The sequence below is a fragment of the Alicyclobacillus acidoterrestris genome (assembly GCF_022674245.1).
Taxonomy (GTDB): domain Bacteria; phylum Bacillota; class Bacilli; order Alicyclobacillales; family Alicyclobacillaceae; genus Alicyclobacillus; species Alicyclobacillus acidoterrestris.
On record NZ_CP080467.1, the window covers coordinates 116711 to 140690 of the forward strand.

Genomic DNA, 23980 nt, shown 5'->3' on the forward strand with positions numbered 1-23980 from the left:
GACACCGATGGCTGTGGTACAGACTGTCCCACAGCAAATCCACGCTGGATTGTGGATGAATATAGGCATGAGTCTGATGAGGGTTGGTATTGGTTTCGCGATAGCACTGGTGGCTGCTGTTCCTGTGGGCTTTCTGATGGGGTGGTATCGCTGGGCGAGGGGAATATTTGAACCCTGGATTCAATTTTTTCGGACAGTGCCTCCAATTGCCCTGATTCCGATGGTGATCATTATTTTGGGAATTGGGGAATCAGCCAAGATATTTGTGATATGGATAGCCGCTTTTTTGACTATCGTCATCTCGGTCTATCAAGGGGTGAAGAACGTCGATGTAACCTTGCTCAAGGCAGCGAAGGTGCTTGGTGCAAACGATTGGAATTTGTTCTTTGACGTTGTGATCCCAGCCTCATTTCCCTACATTCTCGTAGGGGTGCGCCTCGGACTTGCAAGTGCCTGGAGTACGTTAGTCGCTGCCGAATTGATAGCTAGTCAGCACGGACTTGGCAGCATGATTGAGCAGGCTCAGCAATACTATCAGGTCTCTGTCATCGTCATGGGCATATTTATCATTGGCGTGATTGGCTTCTTAATGGATCGAGGCGTTCTTTGGATGGAAAGGAGATTGACCAGGTGGCAAGAGACAATGTAGCAGATTCGAGTCACGTCATTGAGGTGACGAATGTATCGAAGTCGTTTACCACCGGCAACGGCAAACATCTAGTGCTTGATCAGATCCATCTTGAGATGAACGAAGGAGACTTCATTTGTGTGGTGGGGCCTTCTGGTTGTGGAAAGACAACGTTACTGAACATCATCGGTGGGTTGGAGACGCCGGACGATGGCGTCGTATCGCATCGAGGAATGCCAATTGAGGGTCCCAATCCAAGCCGTGGCGTGATCTTTCAGCAATACGCGCTATTTCCGTGGAAGACAGTTCTCGAAAACGTCGCTTTTGGCTTGAAGCTTAAAGGCATGTCCAGGCGGGAACGAACGGACATTGCGCTTCATTATTTAGATTTGGTTGGGTTGTCCGATTTTAAAGACGCTTATCCGAAAGAACTTTCAGGTGGCATGAAGCAGCGTGTCGCCATTGCGCGGGCATATGCGGCGAACCCAGAGGTCTTGCTGATGGATGAGCCCTTTGGAGCGCTTGATGCACAAACACGCGGACAATTGCAGGAAGAGCTTTTGAAGACCTGGGAGAAGGAGAAAAAGACCGTCTTCTTTATCACGCATGATGTCGAGGAGGCGGTGATTTTGGCCAATCGGGTCATCATGATGGATGCCCATCCGGGGCGTATCAAAAGAGAACTGGCAGTCGATTTGCCGTATCCGAGGAACCAGGAAACGAAGCTCATCGACGCGTTCACGCAACTGAAAAATGAAGTATGGATGAATGTCTATCATCACTAAAACTCTGGGGGTGTACTTATGAAACGGACGATGTTGATTGGAGCGATTGTTGCAGCCAGTGGGGTTGCACTTTCTGGATGTGCGACCGGAGGCACCAATTCGTCTGCTAACAATACGGCGGCTTCGTCGACTTCCCAAACTGGTGCAGATTCCACAAAAGCGCTTCCGGTCATCCGTGTAGCGTATATGCCGGATATCCATGGAGCTGCTCCGATAGTGATTGCACAGCAGGAAGGGTTCTTCAAAAACGAGGGAATTGATGTGCAAGCAGTTAAATTCACCAGCGGGCCCCCGGAGATAGACGCGATGGCGGCGGGTCAAATCGATATGGCTTATATTGGACCTGGTGCAATTTTCCTTGCGGCAGAGGGGAAAGCGGACATCGTCGCAGTAGATAGTTTGAATTTGGGCGACATGATTCTGGCGAGCCCAAAGTCTGGCATTACGAGTATAGCTGGGTTAAAGGGGCATACGATTGGTGTGCCTGAGGGGACCTCTGGTCAGATGATACTCAATTTGGCATTGAAGAAGGCTGGGTTGAAAATCTCCGATGTGAAAATTGTGAATATGGATGTATCCAGCGAGGTTAGTGCGTTTGTTGCTGGGCATGTCGACGCAGTGGCCACCTGGAATCCGTATTCCTCCGAAATACAGCAGCAGGTTGCCGGTGCGAAAGTGCTCGCAACGGACAAGACATTTATGCCAGATTTCACATTCCCACAGGTTTGGACCGCTAGTCCAGCTTTCGAAAAATCACATAGTGCGTTGGTGCAAAAGTTTGTCGATGCGCTAGCAGAAGCGAACGATTGGCGCATGAATCACGTTCAGCAAGCTGTGTCGATGACAGCCTCTTACACGGGGGCACCGGCTGATTCTCTGACGTCACAGGCGGGCACAACGCAGTGGTTGAGTTCCTCTCAAATTAAAACCGATATGGCGAATGGGACGGTAGACAAGTGGATCGACAATCTGGAGGAACAGTTTGTGCAGTCGGGGACGCTGCCAAGTGTGGTACAGCCATCGACATTTGTGAAGGACACATACTACAAGAACGTGCCGTAAGTGGCGTATCCGTTTACGTGGCGTTGGTGAGTCAGCGATTTGAAATGGAGCGATTGGAATGCACAAGCGGCCAAATGTGCTCTTGATCACAACCGATCAACAGCATGCAAATACGATACATGCTCTGGGAAACAGCGTCATTCAGACACCGAATCTGGATGCATTGGTCGGGCGCGGCACTAGTTTTACGAGAACATACGTAACCAATCCTGTATGTTCTCCTAGTCGCTCCTCTATTTTGACAGGTGAATATCCATCGAGGCATGGATGTTGGAATATCGGTGTCAAGTTGGATGAGGGGCGGCCGCGCGTGAGCGATGTACTATCCGAGAACGGATATCGGACGGCGCTGTTTGGGAAAACGCACTTTCAACCGGTTCTTGCCGAAGGCAGCTTCGAAGCGCCGCCACATGTCTTTGATAGAGACTTTTGGCGAAACTGGAATGGTCCTTATTACGGGTTCCAAGAAGTAAAAATGCTGCATGGACATTCGGACGAAATATCCTCCTCAGGTATGCACTACGGCGCTTGGCTAGAGGAGCAAGGTGTTGACATCCACCAATTTTTCGGACCCGGTGGCGGATATAGAGAAGGTAAATGGGAGCTTCCGGAAGACTTGCACTATACGAGATGGACGGCGAATCAAACGATTGAATTTCTGGAGCGCAATGACTCCGACAGCCCATTTTTTGTTTGGTGTAGTTTTCAGGACCCGCATAATGCGTTTCTGGTGCCTGAACCGTGGGATTCCATGTACGATGTGGGGGATTTGCCCGAGTTTATTCGACAGGACGGTGAAACGGACGGGAAGCCGTTATTGTACCAATATCTTATCCAGGACAGACTTAATCAATTGGATGTTTCCATTACGTCCGACCCAAACCATCCGACGAAGGGCATCCAGTGTCTTGGTCCAACGACTGAGCGAATTGGAGAAGCGCGCGCCAAACGATGGCTTTCAGCCTATTATGGCATGATTAGCCTGATTGATTACCACATTGGCCGCATCTTAAAGACGCTGGATAAGCTTGATTTGATGCGGGATACGCTCGTCATATTCACATCGGATCACGGCGACTACGCCGGTAACCACGGATTGTGGTTAAAGGGGCCCCTCCATTATGAAGACGTGGTGCGTGTTCCGTTTATTGTAAGTTGGCCCGGACGGTTGCCCGAAAACGTACAAAGCGACAGTTTGCAGAGCTTGGTGGATATTGCGCCGACGTTATACGACATTTGTCATATCGATAACGTGCCGCCTGTTCAAGGAATGAGCCAAATGGATACTTGGATGAACCCTAGTCAATCGACTCGTGATCACTGTCTCATAGAGAATCGGGCAGAACCTACATTTTACGTCAAGACCATTGTGGGGGAGAGATACAAGCTCAATTATTTTCTCGGCCGCGATGAAGGTGAACTATACGACTTAATAGACGACCCGAACGAGTTCGTCAATCTCTACAATGATCCCAACTATGCTGGGATAGTATTGGAGATGTTGAAAACGATGGTTGACATGTATGGGCAAATCGAGGGACCGTATCCTGAGAGACAGAGCTTCGCATGAGGTGATGATCGGCTCTTATGGATAGGGGTGATTTGTAATGATTGGACAGAACTTGAACCGCACGAAGCATATAAACCGATATCTCGTTTTGAAAACCATATACGAGTCTGGGCCGATTAGTCGGTTGGGCATCTCAAAAATTACACAATTGACTCCAGCAACCATCTCCAACCTGACCTCGGAGTTTATCGCTGAAGGGGTTCTGGTGGAAACCGACCACGTGTCTTCACAAAGTAGGGCAGGTAGACGGGAGATTCTCATAGACATTAACCCACACGGGCGCTCTGTGATTGGCGTGCACATTGGGAGAAAAATTGTAAGCTGCAGTTTGGTGAATTTGAAGGGGGCCATTCTGCAACGAGAGGACCATGTAGCAGATTATCACTCAGTCGAACAGGCGATAGAGTTCATTGAAGCGCTTGTCAACCGTCTTGCTGTCGAGCGAGAACAGATATTAGGTATCGCCTTGGGGGTGAACGGTTGGGTCGACTTTCCTTCTGGTTCCATTAAGCTACGACCAGATCAACGCTGGGCCGGTGTTCCACTCGTGAAACTGGTTGAGGAGAAACTAGGTTTTCCAGTGGTAATGGATAATAATGTCGTGGCGATGGCACTAGCAGAGAAACTGGCAGGCGTCGGCAAGGATTTGGATAACATGCTGTTTCTGTTCGCCGACGTAGGTGTTGGCGCGGGCCTGGTCATGAATGGTGTGCCATATCGATTTGGCCCCGTAGCGGTTGGACATATTTCGATTCACCAAGACTTGGCTAAATGCTGGTGCGGGAGCACTGGCTGTGTCGAGTTGTTTTCAGGGGCAGACAATGTTTTGCAAAAGGCGAGAACGCTATGTCCTGAGCTGTTCAAAGATGAAGATCTGGACATTTTGGATCTGATAGCGCACGAACATACACCAGGATTACAAGGGCTGTTCCAGGAAGTCGGGACTGCGCTCGGTGTAGGGCTGACGAATGCATTGAATGTACTCTCGGTACCGAATGTCGTTGTTTGCGGCCAAATTTTTCAAAGTGGAATGGTATGGAAGGTGTTAAATGATATTGTTACGGAAAGAGCCATCTCTGTACCGAATCATGTATCTATCCAGAGATCTGCTTTTGGTGTGCATGACATAGGTGTTTTGGGCGCTGGCAGTCTAGGCATTTATTATTTCACGCTGGTTGGCGAGTCGCTTGGTGTAGGGAATGAGTTTCCATATTTTTAGGTTCGGGGGGATTGGCATTGACCGAAAGGCAGCTTAACGCCTGTTGTGGTGTACCAAGAAATACGTTTGCGAAATCCGCGGAGACTCAGATTCACGCTGGTTCTGACGGCGAGTTGGTGAATAGGGCCCCTTTGGCATCCGGGCACAGGCAAGGCATGGTTCTCATTCAGGGTGGTCGTTTTCTAATGGGAACAGACGACGCTGAGGGATTCGTGGCCGATGGGGAAGGACCTGTCCATGAAGTCGAGCTATCCCCCTTTTGGATGGATGTATGTGCTGTGACCAATCGACGATTTAAGCGTTTCGTCGAAGAGACTGGTTACACCACCGAAGCGGAGCGATTTGGATGGTCATTTGTATTTCGCGATTTTGTTCCAAGAGATGGTGCTGTTCGCATGATGGGTATTGTTCAGACAGCCCCATGGTGGGTCGGCGTAGAGGGCGCTTATTGGGCGGCACCGGAGGGGCCAGGGTCAAACATTTTTGACCGTTTAGATCATCCTGTGGTCCATATTAGTTGGAACGATGCGGTTGCGTTCTGTGAGTGGTCCGGGACGCGTTTGCCGACGGAGGCCGAGTGGGAATATGCGGCGCGGGGCGGTTTGGTCCAAAATCGCTATGCGTGGGGCGATGAACTTCATCCGAACGGGGAGTACAGGTGCAATATTTGGCAGGGGGAGTTTCCCGTACGCAACAAAGGGTTGGATGGGTATTTGGGGACGGCTCCGGCGAAATCGTTTCAGCCCAACGGATATGGTCTGTACAATGTTTGTGGAAATGTGTGGGAATGGTGCGCGGATTGGTTTGACCGGGCATATTACCGAACGAGCCCACTCGTAAATCCGCGTGGCCCGTCTAGCGGAGAATCTAGAGTGATGCGGGGCGGATCATATTTGTGTCACGCCTCTTACTGTAATCGTTACCGTGTAGCCGCACGCACGTCGAATACACCTGACAGCAGCAGTGGTCATGTAGGGTTTCGATGTGTTGCCGATGTGTAAATGATGACGTCATGTCGGTGAACGGGTGAACATAAAATCAGGAATCGCTTGTCCCGTTTGACACTTGCCCAGCGCAGTCGAATTCGCGTCTAGACAGACATATACTTCTGTGTGAATAATATAAACACTATGACCATCGCGGAGGGATTTCGTGTTTGACGGGCTAGACGGCATCGATGAGGTCGATTTGAAGATTATCAAGTTCCTTCAGGAAGATGGACGGATGTCGTACCGCGAAATTGCTGACCAGATTGGCGTAGCGGAGCGCACCGTCCGGTTGCGGGTGTCCCAATTGCGAAGCAGCGGTGTGTTGCAAATTGTTGGCGTGGTCAATCCGATAAAGGTCGGTTTGAAGATGATCGCAGCGATTCAAATGGCTATCGCGCCAGAACAACTGGATTCTTGTATTCGGACATTGAATGAGATGCCTGAGGTTCGTTTTGTCGCACTGACGTCTGGGGAATACCACTTAATGGTTGAAGTGATGAGTCGTTCGCACGAGGAACTCGGGGAATTCATTCAAAAGCGATTGAATGGCATCGCGGGGGTGCAGAAGACCAACGTGATCATGGAGTTAAAGATTTTGAAGAACCAGTTCCGTTTTGTGCGGTAGTCGTGTAGTCACGCCACTTTGCACGACACCATCTACACGAAACCCTGCCGCGCGCAAAGTGTAACGATGGCGGTACATTCAGATTTCAAGTTTACCTCTTTCATCGGTTCCAAACGCCTCTTCTTGATAGCCACCCACCTTTGTATTTCTATGAAAACTCATTCGTGCGATAAGCGCGCTACATCGTGCACCCCTTTTATGTAGACTTCCAATTCAGAACAAAGTTATTGACATTCTGTGATTATTCAGTAATATTTGAGTAATTCATTAACGGTTTGAGCAGAACGAAGTCGCATTATCTGCCGAAAATGGAGTTGTGGTGATTTTTGGGATCGTAGATATGCACTTTCAAGCGACGACTGGGAGGTTACCGTGTGAAACAATTGTTGCAGGAGTTGACGGGGCTATTGGGGCCGTGTGGGCATGAGCACGCAGTGGCGCGCTATATTGCTCAAAGGATTGAGAAGGTCGCTGATGAAGTGACCGTTGATGGCGTAGGAAACGTCATCGCGACAAAGCGGGGCGCGTTGCCTGGCCCGACGTTGCTGGTGTCGACGCACATGGATGAGGTTGGTTTCATTGTTAAGAAAATTGAGGAAAATGGATTGATCCGCTTTGATAAGCTGGGTGGGCACGATGACCGCATTTTGCTTGCGCAACGTGTGCGGATTGGGACGGAGAACGGTGTGGTGCCAGGGGTGATTGGTACGATATCGGCGCATATGACGAAGTTTGACGATCCCGACAAGGTACGCCGTCATGCGAAACTCTACATCGACGTTGGGGCGAGCAATCGGCAAGAGGTAGAAGCATTGGGTGTTCAGGTGGGGGATCCGATTTCGTGGGCGACGGAACTCGAACCCATCGGTAAGACGCGGATTGCCGGGAAGGCATTTGACGATAGGGCCGGATGTGCGGTGCTGATACAAGCCTTGGAGGAACTTGATTTTTCCAAGGTCGCAGGCACGGTACATGCAGTGTTTTCGGTTCAGGAAGAGGTGGGCCTGCGCGGTGCACGCGTCGCGGCGCATCAGTTGCCGGCGGACGTCGCGTTGGCGATTGACACGACGGCAGTCAGCGACACGGGTGAAGAGATGATGGATGATACGCTTGGACTTGGCCGGGGGCCGGGGATTAAGGTGATGGACTTCAGCCTGATTGCGAGCGTCGCTGTGCGCAAGAAACTCGTATCTCTTGCAAAAACACACGACATTCCGTATCAACTCGAGGTATTCAGCGGCATTGGTACGGATGCGGGGGAATTGTCCCTAGGGCGGGCTGGCGTTCCCACTGGGGTGTTGTCTATTCCGTCGCGTTATGCGCACTCTCCGGTGGAGGTCATCGATTTGAAGGACCTTATGTACACCAAGGATTTACTTGTGCGCTTTATTGAGGATTTCAAATCGGACACCACATTCCGATTCATTTGATACCTGAAGTTTACAATGCGGTATTGTGTACCCGATTGATTCGCTAAGTGATGGATAGATTTATCAAAAATATAGACAGAAAATTCTCGGGAGTTTGGAGGAAAAATGATGCCGAAGAGATACGTGTTGGCGACAGCCGTTGCCGCGTTAGTCGCTGTTTCTTCCGTGGCTGCTGGATGTGGCACGAGTGCTGCGAGTTCGAACCAGGTAAGCGCGAGCAGTTCGAGTAGTGCTGCTGCGGCCGGGAAGCCGTCCGAGGGCGGATCCATCACGTTGGATGCTATCCAGCAGGTGAAAGATTTAGATCCGGCTCGCGCCGACGATACGCAGTCGATGGAAGTCGTGGAACAGTTATACGATCAATTGGTCACGTTTAATCAAGACGCGACGAAGGTTGAGCCGATGTTGGCGAAATCGTGGGATATTAGCAAGGATGGCAAGACGTACACGTTCCACCTGCGCGACGATGCAAAGTTCTGGAATGGGGATGCGGTCACCGCCCAGTCTTTTATCGATGAGTTGCAACGCGTCATGACAAAGAGTGTTGGCTGCCCCTACGTAAGTTACTTTGACATCATTCAGGGTGCGCAGGCGTATTACGACGGCAAGGCTTCGAGCATCAGCGGGGTTCGTGCACCGGACAAGGATACATTGGTGATAACATTGACCCGACCGGAGCCATTTTTCCTGAAGCTCTTGGGCATGCCGTTTATTTCGGCCGTGGACGCTTCCTACATCAAGCAGGTGGGCAACGATGCGTTTGACGCAAATAAGGCGATGGGGAGCGGCCCATTTGAACTTGCGTCGATGAATCAAAGCCAAGTTGTTTTGAAGAAAAATCCGAATTATTGGCGAACGGACAGTGCCGGTAATCGGTTGCCGTATCTCGATCAGGTAACATTGAACGTCAGCGAGAATTCGCAAGCGGATGCGATGCGTTTTGAAGCGGGGAACACTGCGTGGCTTGGCTGGAATACGAACGGGATTCCCACCTCCGCTTATCCGACGTTCAAATCGAATCCGAAGTATTCGCAGCTCATGGTGCAGGCGCCTGAACCTGGTGTTCAATACCTTGGGATGAACGTGAAAATTGCGCCCTTCAACAATCAAAAGGTGCGGCAGGCGCTGGAGTACGCGATTAACAAGAAGCAGATTCTCGATATTGAAGGTGGGCGTGGAACCATCGCAAACCAGCCACTTCCGCCCAGTGTTGATGGAAACGTGAAGGATTTGCCGAGTGACGTTCAGTACACGTACAATCCGGCAAAGGCAAAAGCGCTCTTGAAAGAAGCTGGCTTTCCAAACGGTTTCAAGACGACCCTCTACTCTAGTAACGACTCGGACCAGTTGCGCATCGACACGGCCGTTCAAAGCATGCTTGCGAACGTTGGCATCAAAGTGAAAATCAGCGCAACGACGTGGGGCACGTTCCTGACCAAGAACGAGAGTGGCAAAACAGGCCTGTTCTGGTTAGCGTGGATGGAGGCATATCCGGATGCGTCCGACTTCCTGTACGCGCTGTTTGACAGTAAACAGCAGCCCGTGGACAACTCGACGCTCTACTCGAACCCGCAGGTGGATGGCTGGTTGAATCAATCGCAGGTAGAGATGAATGATGCCACGCGGACAAAGCTATTCCAACAGGCGACTGTGCAGATTATGAAGGATGCGCCATGGGTTCCGGTGTATTACCCGATGGAAGATTTCGCGGTGCAATCCTGGGTCCACAATTTCTACATCAACCCTGTGATGATGGATCCACTGGAGAACGTCTGGGTCGATCCCGCCCACGCCTAAGCAACAGATCACGCAATCTGAATATGTGACAAACGGGCCTCCGGTAGGGGGCCTGTTCGGGTGGTTGGGCGGTTACACTTCGGTAAAGCTGTAGCACGAGTGATGTTTACGCGTATATCTTTGACAGTCTCGAAACTTGTTTACGATGGATTTACGAAATACAGTTGGCTCGTTTGGCAATCGGCACATTCACGATAGAAGTTACGCTTGTCTTTACGAATGCGCTCCTTGTGTCCTGGGTGTCCGCATCCAATTTTGATAGGTGTGTTTCCTTGGCACGTATTGCATTTGAAGTAGTATCCAAATCTGCCGTACTGGATAAAAAGATCGTCGGCACCACACTTTCGACATACAGGCTTGGAGATAACTTTGTTTTTGGTTTTTATTCCAAATTTCGCTTTGTAGTTTATTTCAGCTGGCTGATGTAGAGACACCAAGCGTAACCCGATTTCCCTCATTGTTTCTGCTGAGACAATTCTCGATGCTGAACCTATCGTCTCCATAAATCCTGCTTTTTCATATTTCTGTCGAATAGTTTGCTCAAGGGCTTCAGCTTTAATGATGTGACTCGTGTCAAAATTCTTCGGTCTATCTATACGCGTATTAGGGGACACAAGAACATAGGAATGAAAATTAGGAGACATGCGAATCCCGAACCGTTTAGGCATATCAATACGATGGAAAGCGTCTTTTAGAACTTCAATATGACGCTCATTTTGGGCCAATGGTGAGCTCATACCTTCATACGCCTTTTTATACCTGTTCCATCGTAGAAACTCACCATTTTCTGTGATTTTAAGACCGGCATGAAAGTGCTTTGTCTCCAAAACGAAAACGTCCAATGTACGATGGATCAACAGGTGGTCAATTTGCGCGACCCGGCCATCAATGACAAGTCGGAGATCGTGAATGACGGCCATTTTATTGGACTTTTCGTAGTAAAAATTGATTAAGTAGGAGGTTTCTTCCTCGCCCTTAACCCCTGCCCGCACCATACGGAGTTCTTCTTCGATGCGCTTATGATCACCCTCTGCACATGTGAGAAGCTGTTCAAGGTCTCGTATTCGGTTGGATGGATCATCCACAGGTTTCAGTAGCATCTGAACTCACCTAAGTCGAATTTTTTCTATTATTGTTGTTATTATACGATTGGAAGTCGTATCCTGCCAATGATTCACAAGAATGAGAGGATAGTTGCTTATTACGTATATTCACGTACGATATGAAGTGTAGGTTAAGCGTTTTCCAAACGGCTGCGATGGGAGTCTATTGCATGAAGCTGTCCTACGGACATAGGGGAGGGGAATCCTTGGTGCATTCCACCGGTAATGAACAGGAAGTTACGAAGCTCGAAAAAGATATCCATACAGATTTTCGAAATGACATGACCTATAGCGATTATCTTCAACTAGATAACATATTGAATAGCCAGCATCGCTTGTCCGATCACCATGATGAGATGTTATTTATCATTATTCACCAGTCGAGTGAATTGTGGATGAAGTTGATTTTACATGAACTATACGCCGCAATTGGCTGCATTCGGGAGAACGATTTAGAGCCCGCGTTTAAGATGTTGTCACGCGTCTCCCGAATTCAGCAGCAGTTAATCCAGTCATGGGATGTACTTTCTACGTTGACACCGGCTGAGTATATGCAGTTCCGGGATAAATTGGGGTACTCGTCCGGCTTTCAGTCTTACCAAAATCGGTTAATTGAGTTTGCACTCGGATTGAAGACGCCTCATATTTTGTCTGTTTACAAGCACCAGCCTGAACTCCATGAACAACTTCAACGCGCCATTCACGAGCCTAGTATTTACGATGTGTCCATTCAGGCATTGGCGGCGCGAGGGTTGTCCATTGATAAAGCGTGTCTTGAGCGGGATTGGTCACAAGATTATCAGCCAAATGCCAGTGTGGAAGCAGCATGGCTTACGGTCTATCGCGATGTGAATCAGTATTGGGATCTCTACGAACTCGCCGAAAAACTCGTCGACATCGAAGGTCGCCAGCAGCAGTGGCGTTATCATCACATGCTCACGGTCGAACGAATCATTGGCCATAAACAGGGAACGGGTGGGTCATCTGGGGTGACCTATTTAAAACGGGTGTTAGACCATCGCTTTTTCCCAGAGTTGTGGAGTTTGCGCACGGCGCTTTAAGGCGGTCATCTTGCATTCATTTCTTGAGTAAGCATTCAAATGAGAAACGAGAGGCGATGTGAATGGCAACGTCAGATACGTCCCGGATATACGCAGAACAACTCGACAGAGAAGACGTCCTGGCTTCCTATAAGGAAGAATTCTACCTTAAAGAAGGCACCATCTATATGGACGGAAACTCGCTTGGCTTATTGTCCAAGCGCTCGGAGCAGTCGTTGCTCGCTGCGCTGGATAGCTGGCGCACATACGGTATCGACGGTTGGACGGAAGGGGAACATCCCTGGTTTTATTACGCCGAGAAACTTGGGGCGTTGATGGCCCCTCTTGTGGGGGCGGGGGATGGGGAGGTTGTGGTGACGGGATCGACAACGACAAACCTACATCAACTGGTCGCCACGTTCTATCGCTCCGAGGGCAAACGTACCAAGATTTTGGCGGATGAACTCACATTTCCGTCCGATATTTATGCGTTACAGAGCCAAATTCGGCTTCATGGGTTAGATCCGCAAGTGCACTTAATTCAGGTAAAAAGCCGGGATGGCAGAACGTTGAACGAGGACGATATCATTGCTGCGATGAGTGACGAGGTCGCCTTGGTCCTGCTCCCATCGGTGCTCTATCGCAGCGGTCAATTGTTGGATATAGAGCGGTTGTCTGCGGCTGCCCGGGAACGCAACATCCCGATAGGATTCGACTTGTGTCACTCGATTGGCGCCGTTTCGCACGAGCTGTCGCTTTGGGGAGTCGATTTTGCCGTGTGGTGTAATTATAAATATTTGAATGCCGGCCCTGGCAGCGTCGCGGGCCTATATGTCAATCGGCGGCACTTCGGGCGGATTCCGGCCCTTGCTGGCTGGTTCAGTTCGAACAAAGATGTGCAATTTGATATGAGCCACCAACTTACACCGGCAGAACACGCAGGGGCGTATCAAATTGGGACGCCGCATATCCTCAGTGCCGCGCCGCTGATGGGCTCACTGTCGATGTTTGCGGAGGCCGGCATCGATAGACTGCGTGCGAAATCGCTCCGTATGACGCAATACCTGATGGATTTGGTGGAAAGCGAACTGTCGGGTATGGGTTTTGTTATCGGCAATCCCATGGAGGATCACCGCCGCGGCGGCCACGTCTGCTTGATTCACGAGGAAGCGGTACGTATCTGTAAAGCGCTGAAGGACAATGGCGTCGTCCCTGACTTTCGCGCACCGGATGTCATTCGGCTCGCACCGATTCCGCTTTACACCTCATTCCAAGATATATGGGATATGGTACAGCGGTTGAAAGCCATCATGACGGAGAAACAATACGAGCGTTACGAGAAAAAGCGAGGTGTCGTGGCATGACGAAGTGGATGGACATCTCGCAACGCTTGGACAGTCACGTCCCGACCTGGCCTGGGGATACCCCTTTTTCTTATCGTTTGACGTGGACGAAGCAAATGAGCGGATCCGTCAACGTCGGCCAATTCACCATGAGCACGCACACAGGTACGCATATTGATGCACCCTTCCATTTTGACGAGAACGGCAAGCGGGTGCTGGAACTGGATGTGAATTTGTATGTTGGCCCTGCTCGGGTGATTCATCTGTCAGACGTCGAGCGCGGAAAAGCGGCGAGTATCGGCGTGGACGAGGTGGCGCAGATAGATTTGCAGGGTGTCACCCGGCTTTTAATTCGGACCGGTGCTTGGGCGGATCGTCGAGTTTTCCCAGAGAAGATTCCCGAAATTCACCCAGACCTCGCTGAATACCTAGCGAAGTGTGGTGTGCGGTTACTGGGACTTGATCTCCCTTCAGTCGATCCGCTGGACAGCAAAGCTTTACCCGCCCACCACGCACTTACGAGACATCACATTCACATTCTGGAGGGACTCGTGCTGGACGACGTGCCTGCGGGGGACTACGAGCTCGTCGCATTGCCGCTACCACTGGCAGACGCCGACGGTAGTCCTGTGCGGGCCATTCTGCGGCCCATGGGCCCATGTAATGGAGCGATTGAGGCTTGTGGTGACGAGCGTGGCGTGTAGCGCTGAACGACCACAGGCCTCTTTCGTGCAGTTGAACGCACGGAGCAGGAATACGGTTGCAATTTACACCATTAACAGAGATCATAGACTTGGAAAATGTTCCTTTGACATGGAGGGGTTGTGAATGGTTCGTGATCTTGCATCCCAAGTTGGGGAAGTTGTATCAGTCAGCCTGAGTGAAACGCATACGTTTAGTAAACGGCCTGTCCCGTCTATTCGACTTCTAGCGGGTTTAGGTGTCGAAGGCGATGCACATATGGGAACGACCGTAAAGCATCGTTCGCGAGTGGCACAAGACCCGACTCAACCCAACCTTCGTCAAGTTCATTTCATTCATTCAGAGTTGTTCGACGAATTACGAAGTGGGGGCTTTTGCATTGAGCCTGGGCAAATGGGCGAGAACATTACGACTCGTGGGATAAACTTACTGGGCTTGCCAACAGGAACAAAGCTGTACATCGGTGAGCAAGCGATTGTTGAGATTACGGGACTCCGAAATCCCTGTGCACAAATAGACAATTTCCAATCGGGACTGTTGAGTGCTGTGTTGGATCACGATGAAAACGGCAACCTCATCCGCAAGGCTGGTGTAATGGGCATCGTGTTAACGGACGGAGAAGTCCTGGTTGGGGATCCGATTCGCGTCAGTTTACCAGCGAAACCATATCGTCCCCTAGAACGTGTGTAATTACCTGAAAATTTACGTGAGTAAGTATCGTCTGTTAAAATCAGCAAAGAACGTATGTTCCCGTGGTCGGTTCATAAGTACCACGTAGAAGAGGGGGACGAGTAAATGACTTTTGATAAAAAGGATTTCTTAGGCTTTCTTATTGAATCAAAGAAGGCTACATATGCATCTCAAGGAGGTGATCCATCGGTTACACCGTTGATTGATGGGTCAAGGCAACTCGAATATCGAAGTGGTGATTTCTTGTACCGAGACATTTACTTCGGTATGTCCTATTTCGTTGGTCAGGAAACTATCTATTATAAGACTCACCCTGTTTGGTCAATGTCTTATGGTGGTGGAGTGGATAAGAAATTCGACATCAAATGTGTTAGAGAAATCTATTCCTTTCTTCGAAAAGCAATGAGGGAGATTACATCCAATAATCCATACCGAGGACCAAAGAAGTTTATTGAGGGCGATTTGGTATATACCGATACCAATGAAGGCGATATCGGATGGTTTCGTGGAGACGAAAAGATTATACGTTCTGGAGAAGAGGTCTATTCCCTTAGTTATTCGGGTGGATTTTTAAGATGACCTCATGAAACAAGATTTACAATGATTACACACTCTGGACGTGGAATTTATATCCACAAGGGAGTTCGCCATCCCGCTCCTTTTGAATTGACGCATGAAATGTATCTGAGCTATCCCATAAAAACATCAAATGGTTCAAAGTGGAATCCATTTTTCGTTAAAGCCCAAACAAACCCTAGGCGTTTGAGTTATCATACGCTGCCAAAGTATTGACCAATTTTGATTTGACAGCTTCTTTCAGTTCCTTCGGTTGAAGTACGACTGCTTCCGCTCCAAATGAGAAAAAGTATTCAGCGAAAAATGGTATTTCCGAGGCAAGAATTCGTGCCTCGAGGATACCTATCCCGGCATCAGAAACACTGACTTTCCCCCAAGGGAACAGCCAGCTCCTATCGTGGAATAACTCAATTCCTTTTGCTGATAGTTTCACTTTGACATCAACACTTTCTAATTCGCTTTGAAAATGAAGTCCAAAGTTCGATAAATTCACCTTGTCGACATCAACCGGGTCCGAAATCGTTTGGGTATCCGCTATGGTGGCTGACCATATACGATCCACTCGGAACAGCCGATACGCCTTTCGCAGATAGCAGTATGCTGGGCAAAACCAGTATCCATCATCTGCGTATATTCCGATGGGCTGTATGGTCCTGAGGGTGGTTTCATCCGCCCGAACGCCATAATCAATGATTACGGGTAGCTTTTCAATGGATGCTTGAAGCAATATCTCAAGGTAGGTGGCTTGTTGCGGGCGTTTATGTGTAAAGAAGTCAACGCGGTGTCGCATTTCATCGATTCGATTTTTCATATCATCCGGTAAATACGCAAAGAACTTCCGGAGTGCAGATTCTGCGGATGCCTTGAAGGGAAGCGAACTGTAGTGTCTTAGTGCGTGGCATGCAAAGAATATTGAGAATGCCTCGTTTTCCGTAAATGAAATCGGTGGAAGGCTTCGCTCCGTAAGCACCCGGTATCCACCTCCCGCGCCAACTTCGGAGTATAGGGGCACACCCATTCCACTCAATTCCTGCAAATCGCGTAGCATGGTTCGCGTAGATACGCCAAATTCCTCTGCGAGTTCTTTGATTGTGAATTTTCGCTTTCGATTCACGGCCATCATCAATTCAATCAGACGCCTCGATTTACTCATTGAGTTCACCTCAATAATAGTGACACGTTTTGTCACTATTATATTCTACACTACGAATGAGCAAGGGTGCAGGACGAGAGAATGGAGGAAAACAAGATTTCGTCTTGTGTTACTGGCTGCATATTCGTTTTGAAAGGAAGCGAGAAATACATGAGTAGAGAGCAGCGTAAGGCGGTGGATGCAATGCTACGTCGCCGTCGACCGTCCAAGCCACAAACCGTTGAGGAGATGCGAGCAAACTTTGCCGCCATGATGGCGATGATGGCTGTACCTGCGGGCGTGCGGACCACGCAGATGACGTTGGGTAATCGCCCTAGTGTGCTTGTTGAACCTGAACAGACTGCTCATCCGGGAATGATCCTCTATTTCCATGGCGGATCGTTCATATTCGGCTCTCCCGAAACCGCCATGTCGCTCACTGCGAATCTTGTCAGTAGGACCGGTATCCGAGCAATTTCGCTTGATTATCGTCTTGCCCCGGAGCATCCGTTCCCTGCGGCGCTGGATGATTCGCTCGCTGCTTATCGTGCACTCCTAGACAGTGGGGTCGAAGCTACGTCCATTGCGCTCGCCGGTGACTCTGCTGGCGGCGGAATCGCAGTCTCGACGTGTCTCATGGCACGAACAGCTGGTCTGCCGATGCCAGCAGTGGTGGTGGCGTTCTCGCCAGGCTTGGATAAGACGCATTCCGGAGCGAGCATGGATAGTAAAGCTGGGATCGATCCGCTCTTCACCCGTGAGAGCTTTGACTACACGGATGCGATGTACCTCGCCGGACAGAATCCGAATCAGGAACTCGTGAGCCCGGCAAGGTTTGCAGATCTAACTGGATTCCCGCCGCTCCTGCTCCAAGTTGGAACCAATGAGGTACTGCTTGATGACTCCACGCAGATGGCAGAACGAGCGCGGGCAGCAGGCGTGGACGTAATCCTCGATGTTACCGCCGACGTCCCACACGTCTTCCAAGCGTTTGCTGGTGTGCTCGAAGAAGCCGATCAAGCTTTGGATCGCGCCGCGCTATTCATCACACAACATCTCCGTTGATGTTGTGTGAGATTGGCGAGCTTCACCAAACTGGGCTTGGGTAGAATCCAACGTTTCCATCCCACCAAAATGTCATTTGAGCATTTGCTCATCCATCTAGCTGGCGGAATGTAGACCAAGTAAATCCTTGCAGACCTAAGCCTATTGTTGCGACGGATGCAATGGTCATGACCATCTTCGTTCCATAGTCGGGGAGTAGAAGGCCCGTTATCCATGCACCGAGGGGCATTCCAAGCATCGTAATGGAGCTCGTAACCCCATAAACTCGAGCCTGCAACTCCAAGGTAACCAGGTTTTGCCTTGCAGTTGCAACAAGGGCGTCCCAGGGCGAGAAAATTAACCCAGCGATAACCGTACAAATGGATGCGAGAAGCAGAGATGACGCATATGCGAAACCTAGTGTAATCATCCCCCAAAGTATGATAATCACTAATAATGATTTTGCAGTCGAAAATCTCCAGGGTTTAAGGGAAAAGACAAAACTTCCCGATGCGGCGCCGATTGCAAATAATGTCCATAAAAGTCCTAGGGAAGTCGGACCGCTAAACAACGCTTTCGATACATAGGGGAGAACGACCTCGTATGGTCCATAAAAAAAGTTAAACATGAAGGTCAGGAAAGCAAGCGATATTAATGCAGGCCTTTTACGCAGGTATGCTAAGCCGGAAAAAAACTCAGTTCCGATTGATGATGATCTTTTTTGCTTTAGGCGGGGGTTTTTAGATTTGATCGTTCCTAGTAGTATCGCTGTCAAAAAGAAGGTTCCAGCATCGGCGTACAAAAGACAGGAACTGCCAAGGATTGAGATCAAAATCCCCCCTAAAGCTGGCCCGAGTAAATACGCAACATGCCATTCAGACTGGCCGATAAAATTAGCTTGCAAGAGCTTGTCCTTTGGGATTAGCTCAGTTGTTAAGGCCTCTACGCCGGTGGTATCGAATGGTAGGAACATCCCGATCATCAGCGTGATGATATCAATCGCTATCACATGGTCGTTCGATGCGAAAAGTGGAATGAAAATGAATAGAATACCTACTACAATATTGGTGAGTGCCATCATTCGGGCACGGGGATACCTATCTAAAACAAGCCCGGCAAAAGGCCTGATGATAGCCTGCGGGACCTGATACAGTAATGTTACGATTCCGATGCTGGATGGGTTCCCGCTGATATGATAAACAAGCCATATTAATGCTATCCATCCGACTTGGTCTCCTAGACTTGCGAGCATTCGACTGATTACCTTTTTCGCGTATTGTGGATAATCGAGTAAGAGGTTGAATGCTCCCAAACGAACTTTGTGCATCTCTTTCCTCCTCGGTTACATCCGTCATCGCTCTGATTGCCCGTAGACTTATAGGAGGGAGCCCCGTCCTAAGGTTATGTACCCATTCAATATATCATTTGACTATTCGTAACAGTGTGTTTAATTGGTGCCGCCTAATCCTGCGTGGTTGGCGCCACCCCAACAGAGGATGGCGCCTGGTAGACTCCTGATAGCGTTCAATAAAATTAGATGTTAAAGCGACCGATGTACGCCTGCAGCGTTTCTGCCATTTCAGCCAAGTGGTTTAAAGCTGCGGCGATTTCTTCCATGGTTGCTAGTTGCTCCTCGGTTGCGGCAGATGCGTTCTGTGTTTCCGCAGATGCATTTTCGGCCGCGCTTGCGATGATATCGACGCTCCGGACGATTTGTTCCGTATTGGTAGCCATTTCTTTCACACCAGCAGCAACTTCGCGAATTTGGTCTCGTACTGTGTTGACTGCGGCGTAGATGTCCGCGAATGATTTTCCCGCACCTTCTACTGACTCGATACCTGTGGTGACCGTTTGTGTTCCTTCGAATACGTTCACCGTGACATTTTCAATCTCAGACTGGATTTTGCCGATAACCTGTTTAATTTCGTCAGCGGACGTGCCAGATTTTTCGGCGAGCTTTCTGACTTCCAAAGCGACCACGGCAAAGCCCTGACCATGTTCTCCGGCTCTCGCCGCCTCAATTGCGGCGTTTAGGGCGAGTAGATTGGTTTGGGAGGCGATATCGGTAATCACGTTTGTAATCTTCTCTATTTCTTGGGAGTGTGCACTTAGCACGTTCACCTTTTGGACCAAATTATCCATTGTGCTGCCGATTGCATTGATGTGAGCTACTGCAATTTGGACGTCGTTGTTGCCTTTGTTGGCGAGATCGGAAGCCTTTTCCGAGGAAGCTGCAACTTCTTCAGCACTGGCCGACATCTGTTGCACACTGGCTGCAATTCGATTCAGCGTATGCGCTGTTTCGTCGGCACTTTGGGCCTGTTGCTCGGAACCCGCAGCCACATTTTGAACGGCAACAGCCACCTGTTCCGCAGCCTTACTAGATTGCTCAGCACTTGCGGTCAATTCCTCTGCAGAGGCAGCCACTTGGTGTGAAGCTTGGGAAACGTTTTGGAACAGCTGGTGCAAACTGCTCTTCATCTGATTATAGTTCTGCGTCAACTGACCGATTTCATCATTCGAGTTATCCGCCAATGTCACCGTAAAGTTGCCGGTGCCCGCTTCGCCTAATGCACGACCGATACCTTGCAGGCGTTTCTTCAATCCATTCGTAAACCATAGAACGGCAACAATCGATAAGACCGTGACGATTCCCAACGCAATCAGAATCACAGTGAGGACAGTTGTCACGATGTGGTTGATGCTGGCTACCGGTGTTCCAACAAACCACATGCCAATGACTTGGCCGTTGGTGTTTCGGATGGGATCGTAGTTTGTAAGATATTTTTGTCCTTCAATATTCGCGATTCCTGCATACGCTTGACCGTGTTTGAGGACAGTGTCGGCAACGTTTGTGGCGGCCGTGGTTCCAATCGCGCGCCGGCCGTTTTCCATGACATTCGTAGAGACCCTGGTATCACCTTGGAAGATGGTGACCGCGTCACCTGTGTCTTTGCCAACTTTATCGACGACTGTGTTATCTCCGCCCGATATTTTTTGCGATCCCTTATATAATTGACCGTCCTGAATACGCCAATCGCCTGGGTACTTCTGATTTAAATAGTCATAGCTCATCGCTATATCCGAGTGAAGTCGATTCTCGAATACCGAATCCATTCCATCTGTGATTTGGAACTTCGCAACCAGAGAAACGACGATAGCAATCGCCAAAATAATACTGACGACTAGTGCATTGACTTTCGTGCCAATTTTGAGGTGCTTCACAAAACCCACCATGATATCCCCTTCCCAATGACCCCGTCGCGGATGTTCCGCTGTCTTTTTTTCTAATAGAAAACGATGGCTTTGGGGTCATCGCTGTTGGTCATATTACCAATAACTTATCACCTTAATCAATAAGAGGCATTATTTGTATCATCTGACTCGCCAAATAATCCCTAACTATGTAATCAGTTCGCTAAGGTGCACTTTGAGTGAAGTTTCGTTATTATTAATAGAAGTGGGAAGTCACATATATGCTAACGTTTTCGCCCTAAGGTGGCTTTGATAAAATAGAGATTGATGAATTTTGTTCGAGAGATGCTATGGAGTAACGGGGCTTATGCGTCATGTGAGCATGAGTTTATTATCCGAGCGGTAAAATCGCATAATGATATCATGCCTATTCTTTTGTAGAGATAAGGAAGAATACAATGAGCAAAATACCGGAGAAGACAGATGTAATCTTGATTGGTGCCGGAATCATGAGTGCAACTTTAGGTGCGTTGCTGAAAGAGCTTGCACCGGAGTGGGAAATCAAAGTGTTCGAGAAACTCGGGAACCCAGGTGAAGAGAGCTCGAACGAATGGAACAACGCCGGAACGGGACATTCCGCACTATGCGAACTGAACTATACGACCGAAAAACCTGACGGATCGATGGATATTAGCAAAGCCATCAAAGTCAATGAACAATTTCAGCTTTCCAGGCAGTTTTGGTCCTATCTTATCAACAAGAACCTGATTCAGAATCCACAAGATTTTATTATGCCATTACCCCATATGAGCTTTGTAGAAGGGGAAAGAAACGTAGCGTTTTTGAGAAAACGTTTTGAAGCACTCTCGAATAACCCCTTGTTCCAGGGGATGGAATATTCTGATGACCCTGGGAAACTCAAGGAATGGATTCCGCTGATGATGGAAGGCCGTACATCGAGCGAACCAATTGCGGCTACGAAAATTGACTCTGGAACGGATGTCAATTTTGGGGCTTTAACGCGCATGTTGTTCCATCACCTCAAGGAAAATGGCGTCGAAGTTAACTACAATCACCTTGTGAAAGGCATTAAACGCACGAGTGACGGATTGTGGAGACTGAAGGTGCGCGACACGCACAGTGGTGAAACGGAATATCACGCTGCGAAGTTCGTGTTTATCGGTGGCGGCGGCGGGAGTTTACCTCTACTGCAAAAAACCCGTATTCCGGAGTCCAAACATATCGGAGGGTTTCCGGTTAGCGGGCTCTTTATGGTGTGCCAAAATCCAGAGGTTGTCGATAAGCACCATGCCAAGGTGTATGGTAAGGCGAAAGTTGGCGCGCCGCCGATGTCGGTCCCACACTTGGATACACGGTATATCGACAACAAAAGGTCATTGCTGTTTGGGCCGTTTGCGGGTTTCTCGCCGAAGTTCCTTAAAACGGGTTCGTATTTCGATTTGATTGCTTCGGTGAAACCGAATAATGTCTTCACCATGCTTGCGGCAGGCGTGAAAGAGATGGCATTGACAAAGTACCTGATTCAACAAGTGATGTTATCGAATGAAAAGCGCCTCCAAGAACTGCGAGAGTTTATTCCAACCGCCAAACTTGAGGATTGGGATATTGTGGTGGCAGGTCAACGTGTACAAGTGATTAAGGATACGGAAACGGGCGGCAAAGGGACGCTCCAATTTGGCACGGAAGTGGTGACTGCAGCGGACGGATCTATCGCCGCATTGCTCGGTGCTTCTCCAGGCGCTTCGACGGCGGTTCACGTGATGCTTGAGGTATTAGAGCGGTGCTTCCCGCAACAGATGGGCCAGTGGATGCCAAAAATTAAGGAAATGGTGCCTTCCTATGGTGTATCACTTGTGGAAAACCCAGATTTATTCCGAGAAGTTCAAGCATCAACCGCGCAAGCACTTCGTCTAAATGAGCCAGAACGGGCGAATAGCTGAAGTCACGTTTCGCGTCGTGCACGTTCAAAATCTATCTTCGGTCCTTCCGTTCAGGAAGGGCCGTTTTTTGATCCCGCCGGTTATACATAGATAGCATACCTCCCTGACTGATCAGCACGTGATTGAAAATGTTTAAGAATGTTATCTTTCGTTACATATACCCTTGACGTGTGCAATCAATCGTGACTAAATAAACGTAACCATAAAAACTTGTCGGACATCCGACAACATTGGAGATGCGACGTGGATAGTTCTGTCTTGATGGTTAAGCAAAAACTGCGAGCAATGATTTTGGATGCGGTTCGGCAAGGCGTGTCAAAACTCCCTTCAGAGCCGGACTTGGCACATCAATTGGGGGTGAGTCGGGAGACAATCCGAGCGAGTGTGGCGGCTCTTCAAAAAGAGGGAATCGTGAATCGGCTGCATGGGAAAGGAACGTTTGTAAACGCTGGAGCGGTTCGACAGACTGGCAATTTGATTGAAGGTAAGCCATTCTTGACGATGATTGAGGAAGCGGGATACGAGGCAACTACTCAAGCGGTCGATATGGGCCAAAGGGCATTCGATGACGCGAGCGAAATTGGTGACATAGGTCGCAGGTTTGTGCTCAACGAGCGTATGGGAGACGGTACGTATCGCGCCGTGAAGCGGCATTTTTTTGGTGATGGTTGTCCGATTATTTTGGCGATTGATTTTATATTTCGCAATCGGTCGGATATGGAGAACAACGATTTGGAGCCGGGCGAGTCGATTTATGCAATGGCGAGGTTGAACATGGGCGAGCAGATTGCTTATTCAGTAGCAGAGATTCTACCAGCGATTGCGTGTGATTATCTTGCAGGCCAACTTCATGTGGATGTGGGGAGTCCCTTGCTTTTGCTGAAGCACGCACACTATTTCCAGTTAGAACACGATCCAGTGGCTATCACGTGCGCATTTGTAAATACCGACAAAATGAAGATGAGTATTGTTCGTACGGGCTATGACGTTTAGATACTAATATATCCTTTTATGTCGTTATGACATCATATAAACCCGGATTTCGACGATTGTGTCCTCATGAACTGGTGTGAATAATTGAAAAGGTGC

General features: G+C 49.2%; 21 protein-coding genes. 17 read left to right on the top strand and 4 right to left on the bottom strand.

Annotation, left to right across the window (positions count from 1 at the left end; genetic code table 11):
* Positions 1-67 precede the first annotated feature (67 nt).
* The 9 genes from K1I37_RS00525 (at position 68) to K1I37_RS00565 (ending at position 10105) form a co-directional block, all read left to right on the top strand.
* The gene (locus K1I37_RS00525; protein ID WP_236613923.1) at positions 68-649 is read left to right on the top strand and encodes an ABC transporter permease; all 582 of its coding nucleotides are present in this window, start codon (positions 68-70) and stop codon (positions 647-649) included.
* The gene (locus tag K1I37_RS00530; RefSeq protein WP_021298107.1) at positions 631-1413 is read left to right on the top strand and encodes an ABC transporter ATP-binding protein; all 783 of its coding nucleotides are present in this window, start codon (positions 631-633) and stop codon (positions 1411-1413) included. The genes K1I37_RS00525 and K1I37_RS00530 overlap by 19 nt, the downstream gene beginning before the upstream one ends.
* A gap of 18 nt (positions 1414-1431) precedes the next feature.
* The gene (locus K1I37_RS00535; protein ID WP_021298106.1) at positions 1432-2475 is read left to right on the top strand and encodes an aliphatic sulfonate ABC transporter substrate-binding protein; all 1044 of its coding nucleotides are present in this window, start codon (positions 1432-1434) and stop codon (positions 2473-2475) included.
* 58 nt (positions 2476-2533) lie between these two features.
* On the top strand, positions 2534-4045 hold the full coding sequence (locus K1I37_RS00540) for a sulfatase family protein (protein WP_021298105.1): 1512 nt from the start codon (positions 2534-2536) through the stop codon (positions 4043-4045).
* 37 nt (positions 4046-4082) lie between these two features.
* A complete protein-coding gene (locus tag K1I37_RS00545) occupies positions 4083-5264 on the top strand; it encodes an ROK family transcriptional regulator (RefSeq protein WP_021298104.1) in 1182 nt (393 codons plus the stop codon).
* Positions 5265-5281: 17 nt separating this feature from the next.
* Positions 5282-6265: a formylglycine-generating enzyme family protein gene (locus K1I37_RS00550; RefSeq protein WP_021298103.1), complete on the top strand. Its 984-nt coding sequence runs from the start codon at positions 5282-5284 to the stop codon at positions 6263-6265.
* A 151-nt stretch (positions 6266-6416) separates the two neighbouring features.
* Positions 6417-6878 carry an Lrp/AsnC family transcriptional regulator gene (locus K1I37_RS00555; RefSeq protein WP_021298102.1) on the top strand — a complete coding sequence of 154 codons (462 nt, stop codon included), beginning with the start codon at positions 6417-6419 and terminating at the stop codon, positions 6876-6878.
* A gap of 374 nt (positions 6879-7252) precedes the next feature.
* Positions 7253-8308: a M42 family metallopeptidase gene (locus tag K1I37_RS00560; protein ID WP_021298101.1), complete on the top strand. Its 1056-nt coding sequence runs from the start codon at positions 7253-7255 to the stop codon at positions 8306-8308.
* A 108-nt stretch (positions 8309-8416) separates the two neighbouring features.
* Positions 8417-10105 (top strand): ABC transporter substrate-binding protein, encoded by a 1689-nt coding sequence (locus K1I37_RS00565; protein ID WP_021298100.1) that lies wholly within the window; start codon positions 8417-8419, stop codon positions 10103-10105.
* 140 nt (positions 10106-10245) lie between these two features.
* On the opposite strand, the gene K1I37_RS00570 is transcribed toward K1I37_RS00565, so the two are convergent.
* Positions 10246-11205, bottom strand: a complete 960-nt coding sequence (locus tag K1I37_RS00570) for a nuclease-related domain-containing protein (RefSeq protein ID WP_021298099.1) — start codon at positions 11203-11205, stop codon at positions 10246-10248.
* Between the two features lie 209 nt (positions 11206-11414).
* On the opposite strand from K1I37_RS00570, the gene kynA reads away from it, so the two are divergent.
* From kynA to K1I37_RS00595, 5 genes are all read left to right on the top strand, one after another.
* Positions 11415-12269: a tryptophan 2,3-dioxygenase gene (gene kynA / locus K1I37_RS00575; protein ID WP_021298098.1), complete on the top strand. Its 855-nt coding sequence runs from the start codon at positions 11415-11417 to the stop codon at positions 12267-12269.
* A 62-nt stretch (positions 12270-12331) separates the two neighbouring features.
* The gene (gene kynU / locus K1I37_RS00580) at positions 12332-13612 is read left to right on the top strand and encodes a kynureninase (RefSeq protein ID WP_021298097.1); all 1281 of its coding nucleotides are present in this window, start codon (positions 12332-12334) and stop codon (positions 13610-13612) included.
* Positions 13609-14295 carry an arylformamidase gene (gene kynB / locus K1I37_RS00585; RefSeq protein WP_021298096.1) on the top strand — a complete coding sequence of 229 codons (687 nt, stop codon included), beginning with the start codon at positions 13609-13611 and terminating at the stop codon, positions 14293-14295. The genes kynU and kynB overlap by 4 nt, the downstream gene beginning before the upstream one ends.
* A gap of 124 nt (positions 14296-14419) precedes the next feature.
* Positions 14420-14983, top strand: coding sequence for an MOSC domain-containing protein (locus tag K1I37_RS00590; protein ID WP_021298095.1), 564 nt, complete (start codon positions 14420-14422; stop codon positions 14981-14983).
* 105 nt (positions 14984-15088) lie between these two features.
* A complete protein-coding gene (locus K1I37_RS00595) occupies positions 15089-15562 on the top strand; it encodes a DUF5680 domain-containing protein (RefSeq protein WP_021298094.1) in 474 nt (157 codons plus the stop codon).
* A 175-nt stretch (positions 15563-15737) separates the two neighbouring features.
* Here K1I37_RS00595 and K1I37_RS00600 read toward each other — a convergent pair whose 3' ends face one another.
* Entirely contained in the window at positions 15738-16712 is a 975-nt protein-coding gene (locus tag K1I37_RS00600; protein ID WP_021298093.1) for a helix-turn-helix transcriptional regulator, read from the bottom strand.
* A 150-nt stretch (positions 16713-16862) separates the two neighbouring features.
* Between K1I37_RS00600 and K1I37_RS00605 the strand changes: the two genes are divergently transcribed.
* Complete coding sequence (locus tag K1I37_RS00605) at positions 16863-17756, top strand: alpha/beta hydrolase (RefSeq protein ID WP_021298092.1); 894 nt, start codon at positions 16863-16865, stop codon at positions 17754-17756.
* Positions 17757-17844: 88 nt separating this feature from the next.
* Here the strand turns inward: K1I37_RS00605 and K1I37_RS00610 are convergent, their stop codons facing one another.
* Positions 17845-19062, bottom strand: coding sequence for an MFS transporter (locus K1I37_RS00610; RefSeq protein WP_021298091.1), 1218 nt, complete (start codon positions 19060-19062; stop codon positions 17845-17847).
* A 206-nt stretch (positions 19063-19268) separates the two neighbouring features.
* Positions 19269-20969, bottom strand: coding sequence for a methyl-accepting chemotaxis protein (locus K1I37_RS00615; protein ID WP_051189608.1), 1701 nt, complete (start codon positions 20967-20969; stop codon positions 19269-19271).
* Between the two features lie 404 nt (positions 20970-21373).
* Here K1I37_RS00615 and K1I37_RS00620 point away from each other — a divergent pair, with 404 nt between their 5' ends.
* Together K1I37_RS00620 and K1I37_RS00625 are read left to right on the top strand one after the other, a co-directional pair.
* A complete protein-coding gene (locus tag K1I37_RS00620; protein WP_322790876.1) occupies positions 21374-22891 on the top strand; it encodes a malate:quinone oxidoreductase in 1518 nt (505 codons plus the stop codon).
* A 243-nt stretch (positions 22892-23134) separates the two neighbouring features.
* A complete protein-coding gene (locus K1I37_RS00625) occupies positions 23135-23884 on the top strand; it encodes a GntR family transcriptional regulator (RefSeq protein WP_021298088.1) in 750 nt (249 codons plus the stop codon).
* Positions 23885-23980: the final 96 nt, after the last annotated feature.

What these genes read in the sequence shown, in the direction of transcription:
- K1I37_RS00525 (WP_236613923.1), top strand. Translation starts at nt 68, where the DNA reads ATGAGTCTGATGAGGGTTGGTATTGGTTTCGCGATAGCACTGGTGGCT.
- K1I37_RS00535 (WP_021298106.1), top strand. Translation starts at nt 1,432, where the DNA reads ATGAAACGGACGATGTTGATTGGAGCGATTGTTGCAGCCAGTGGGGTT.
- K1I37_RS00540 (WP_021298105.1), top strand. Translation starts at nt 2,534, where the DNA reads ATGCACAAGCGGCCAAATGTGCTCTTGATCACAACCGATCAACAGCAT.
- K1I37_RS00545 (WP_021298104.1), top strand. Translation starts at nt 4,083, where the DNA reads ATGATTGGACAGAACTTGAACCGCACGAAGCATATAAACCGATATCTC.
- K1I37_RS00565 (WP_021298100.1), top strand. Translation starts at nt 8,417, where the DNA reads ATGCCGAAGAGATACGTGTTGGCGACAGCCGTTGCCGCGTTAGTCGCT.
- K1I37_RS00570 (WP_021298099.1), bottom strand. Translation starts at nt 11,205, where the DNA reads ATGCTACTGAAACCTGTGGATGATCCATCCAACCGAATACGAGACCTT.
- kynU (WP_021298097.1), top strand. Translation starts at nt 12,332, where the DNA reads ATGGCAACGTCAGATACGTCCCGGATATACGCAGAACAACTCGACAGA.
- kynB (WP_021298096.1), top strand. Translation starts at nt 13,609, where the DNA reads ATGACGAAGTGGATGGACATCTCGCAACGCTTGGACAGTCACGTCCCG.
- K1I37_RS00590 (WP_021298095.1), top strand. Translation starts at nt 14,420, where the DNA reads ATGGTTCGTGATCTTGCATCCCAAGTTGGGGAAGTTGTATCAGTCAGC.
- K1I37_RS00595 (WP_021298094.1), top strand. Translation starts at nt 15,089, where the DNA reads ATGACTTTTGATAAAAAGGATTTCTTAGGCTTTCTTATTGAATCAAAG.
- K1I37_RS00600 (WP_021298093.1), bottom strand. Translation starts at nt 16,712, where the DNA reads ATGAGTAAATCGAGGCGTCTGATTGAATTGATGATGGCCGTGAATCGA.
- K1I37_RS00605 (WP_021298092.1), top strand. Translation starts at nt 16,863, where the DNA reads ATGAGTAGAGAGCAGCGTAAGGCGGTGGATGCAATGCTACGTCGCCGT.
- K1I37_RS00610 (WP_021298091.1), bottom strand. Translation starts at nt 19,062, where the DNA reads ATGCACAAAGTTCGTTTGGGAGCATTCAACCTCTTACTCGATTATCCA.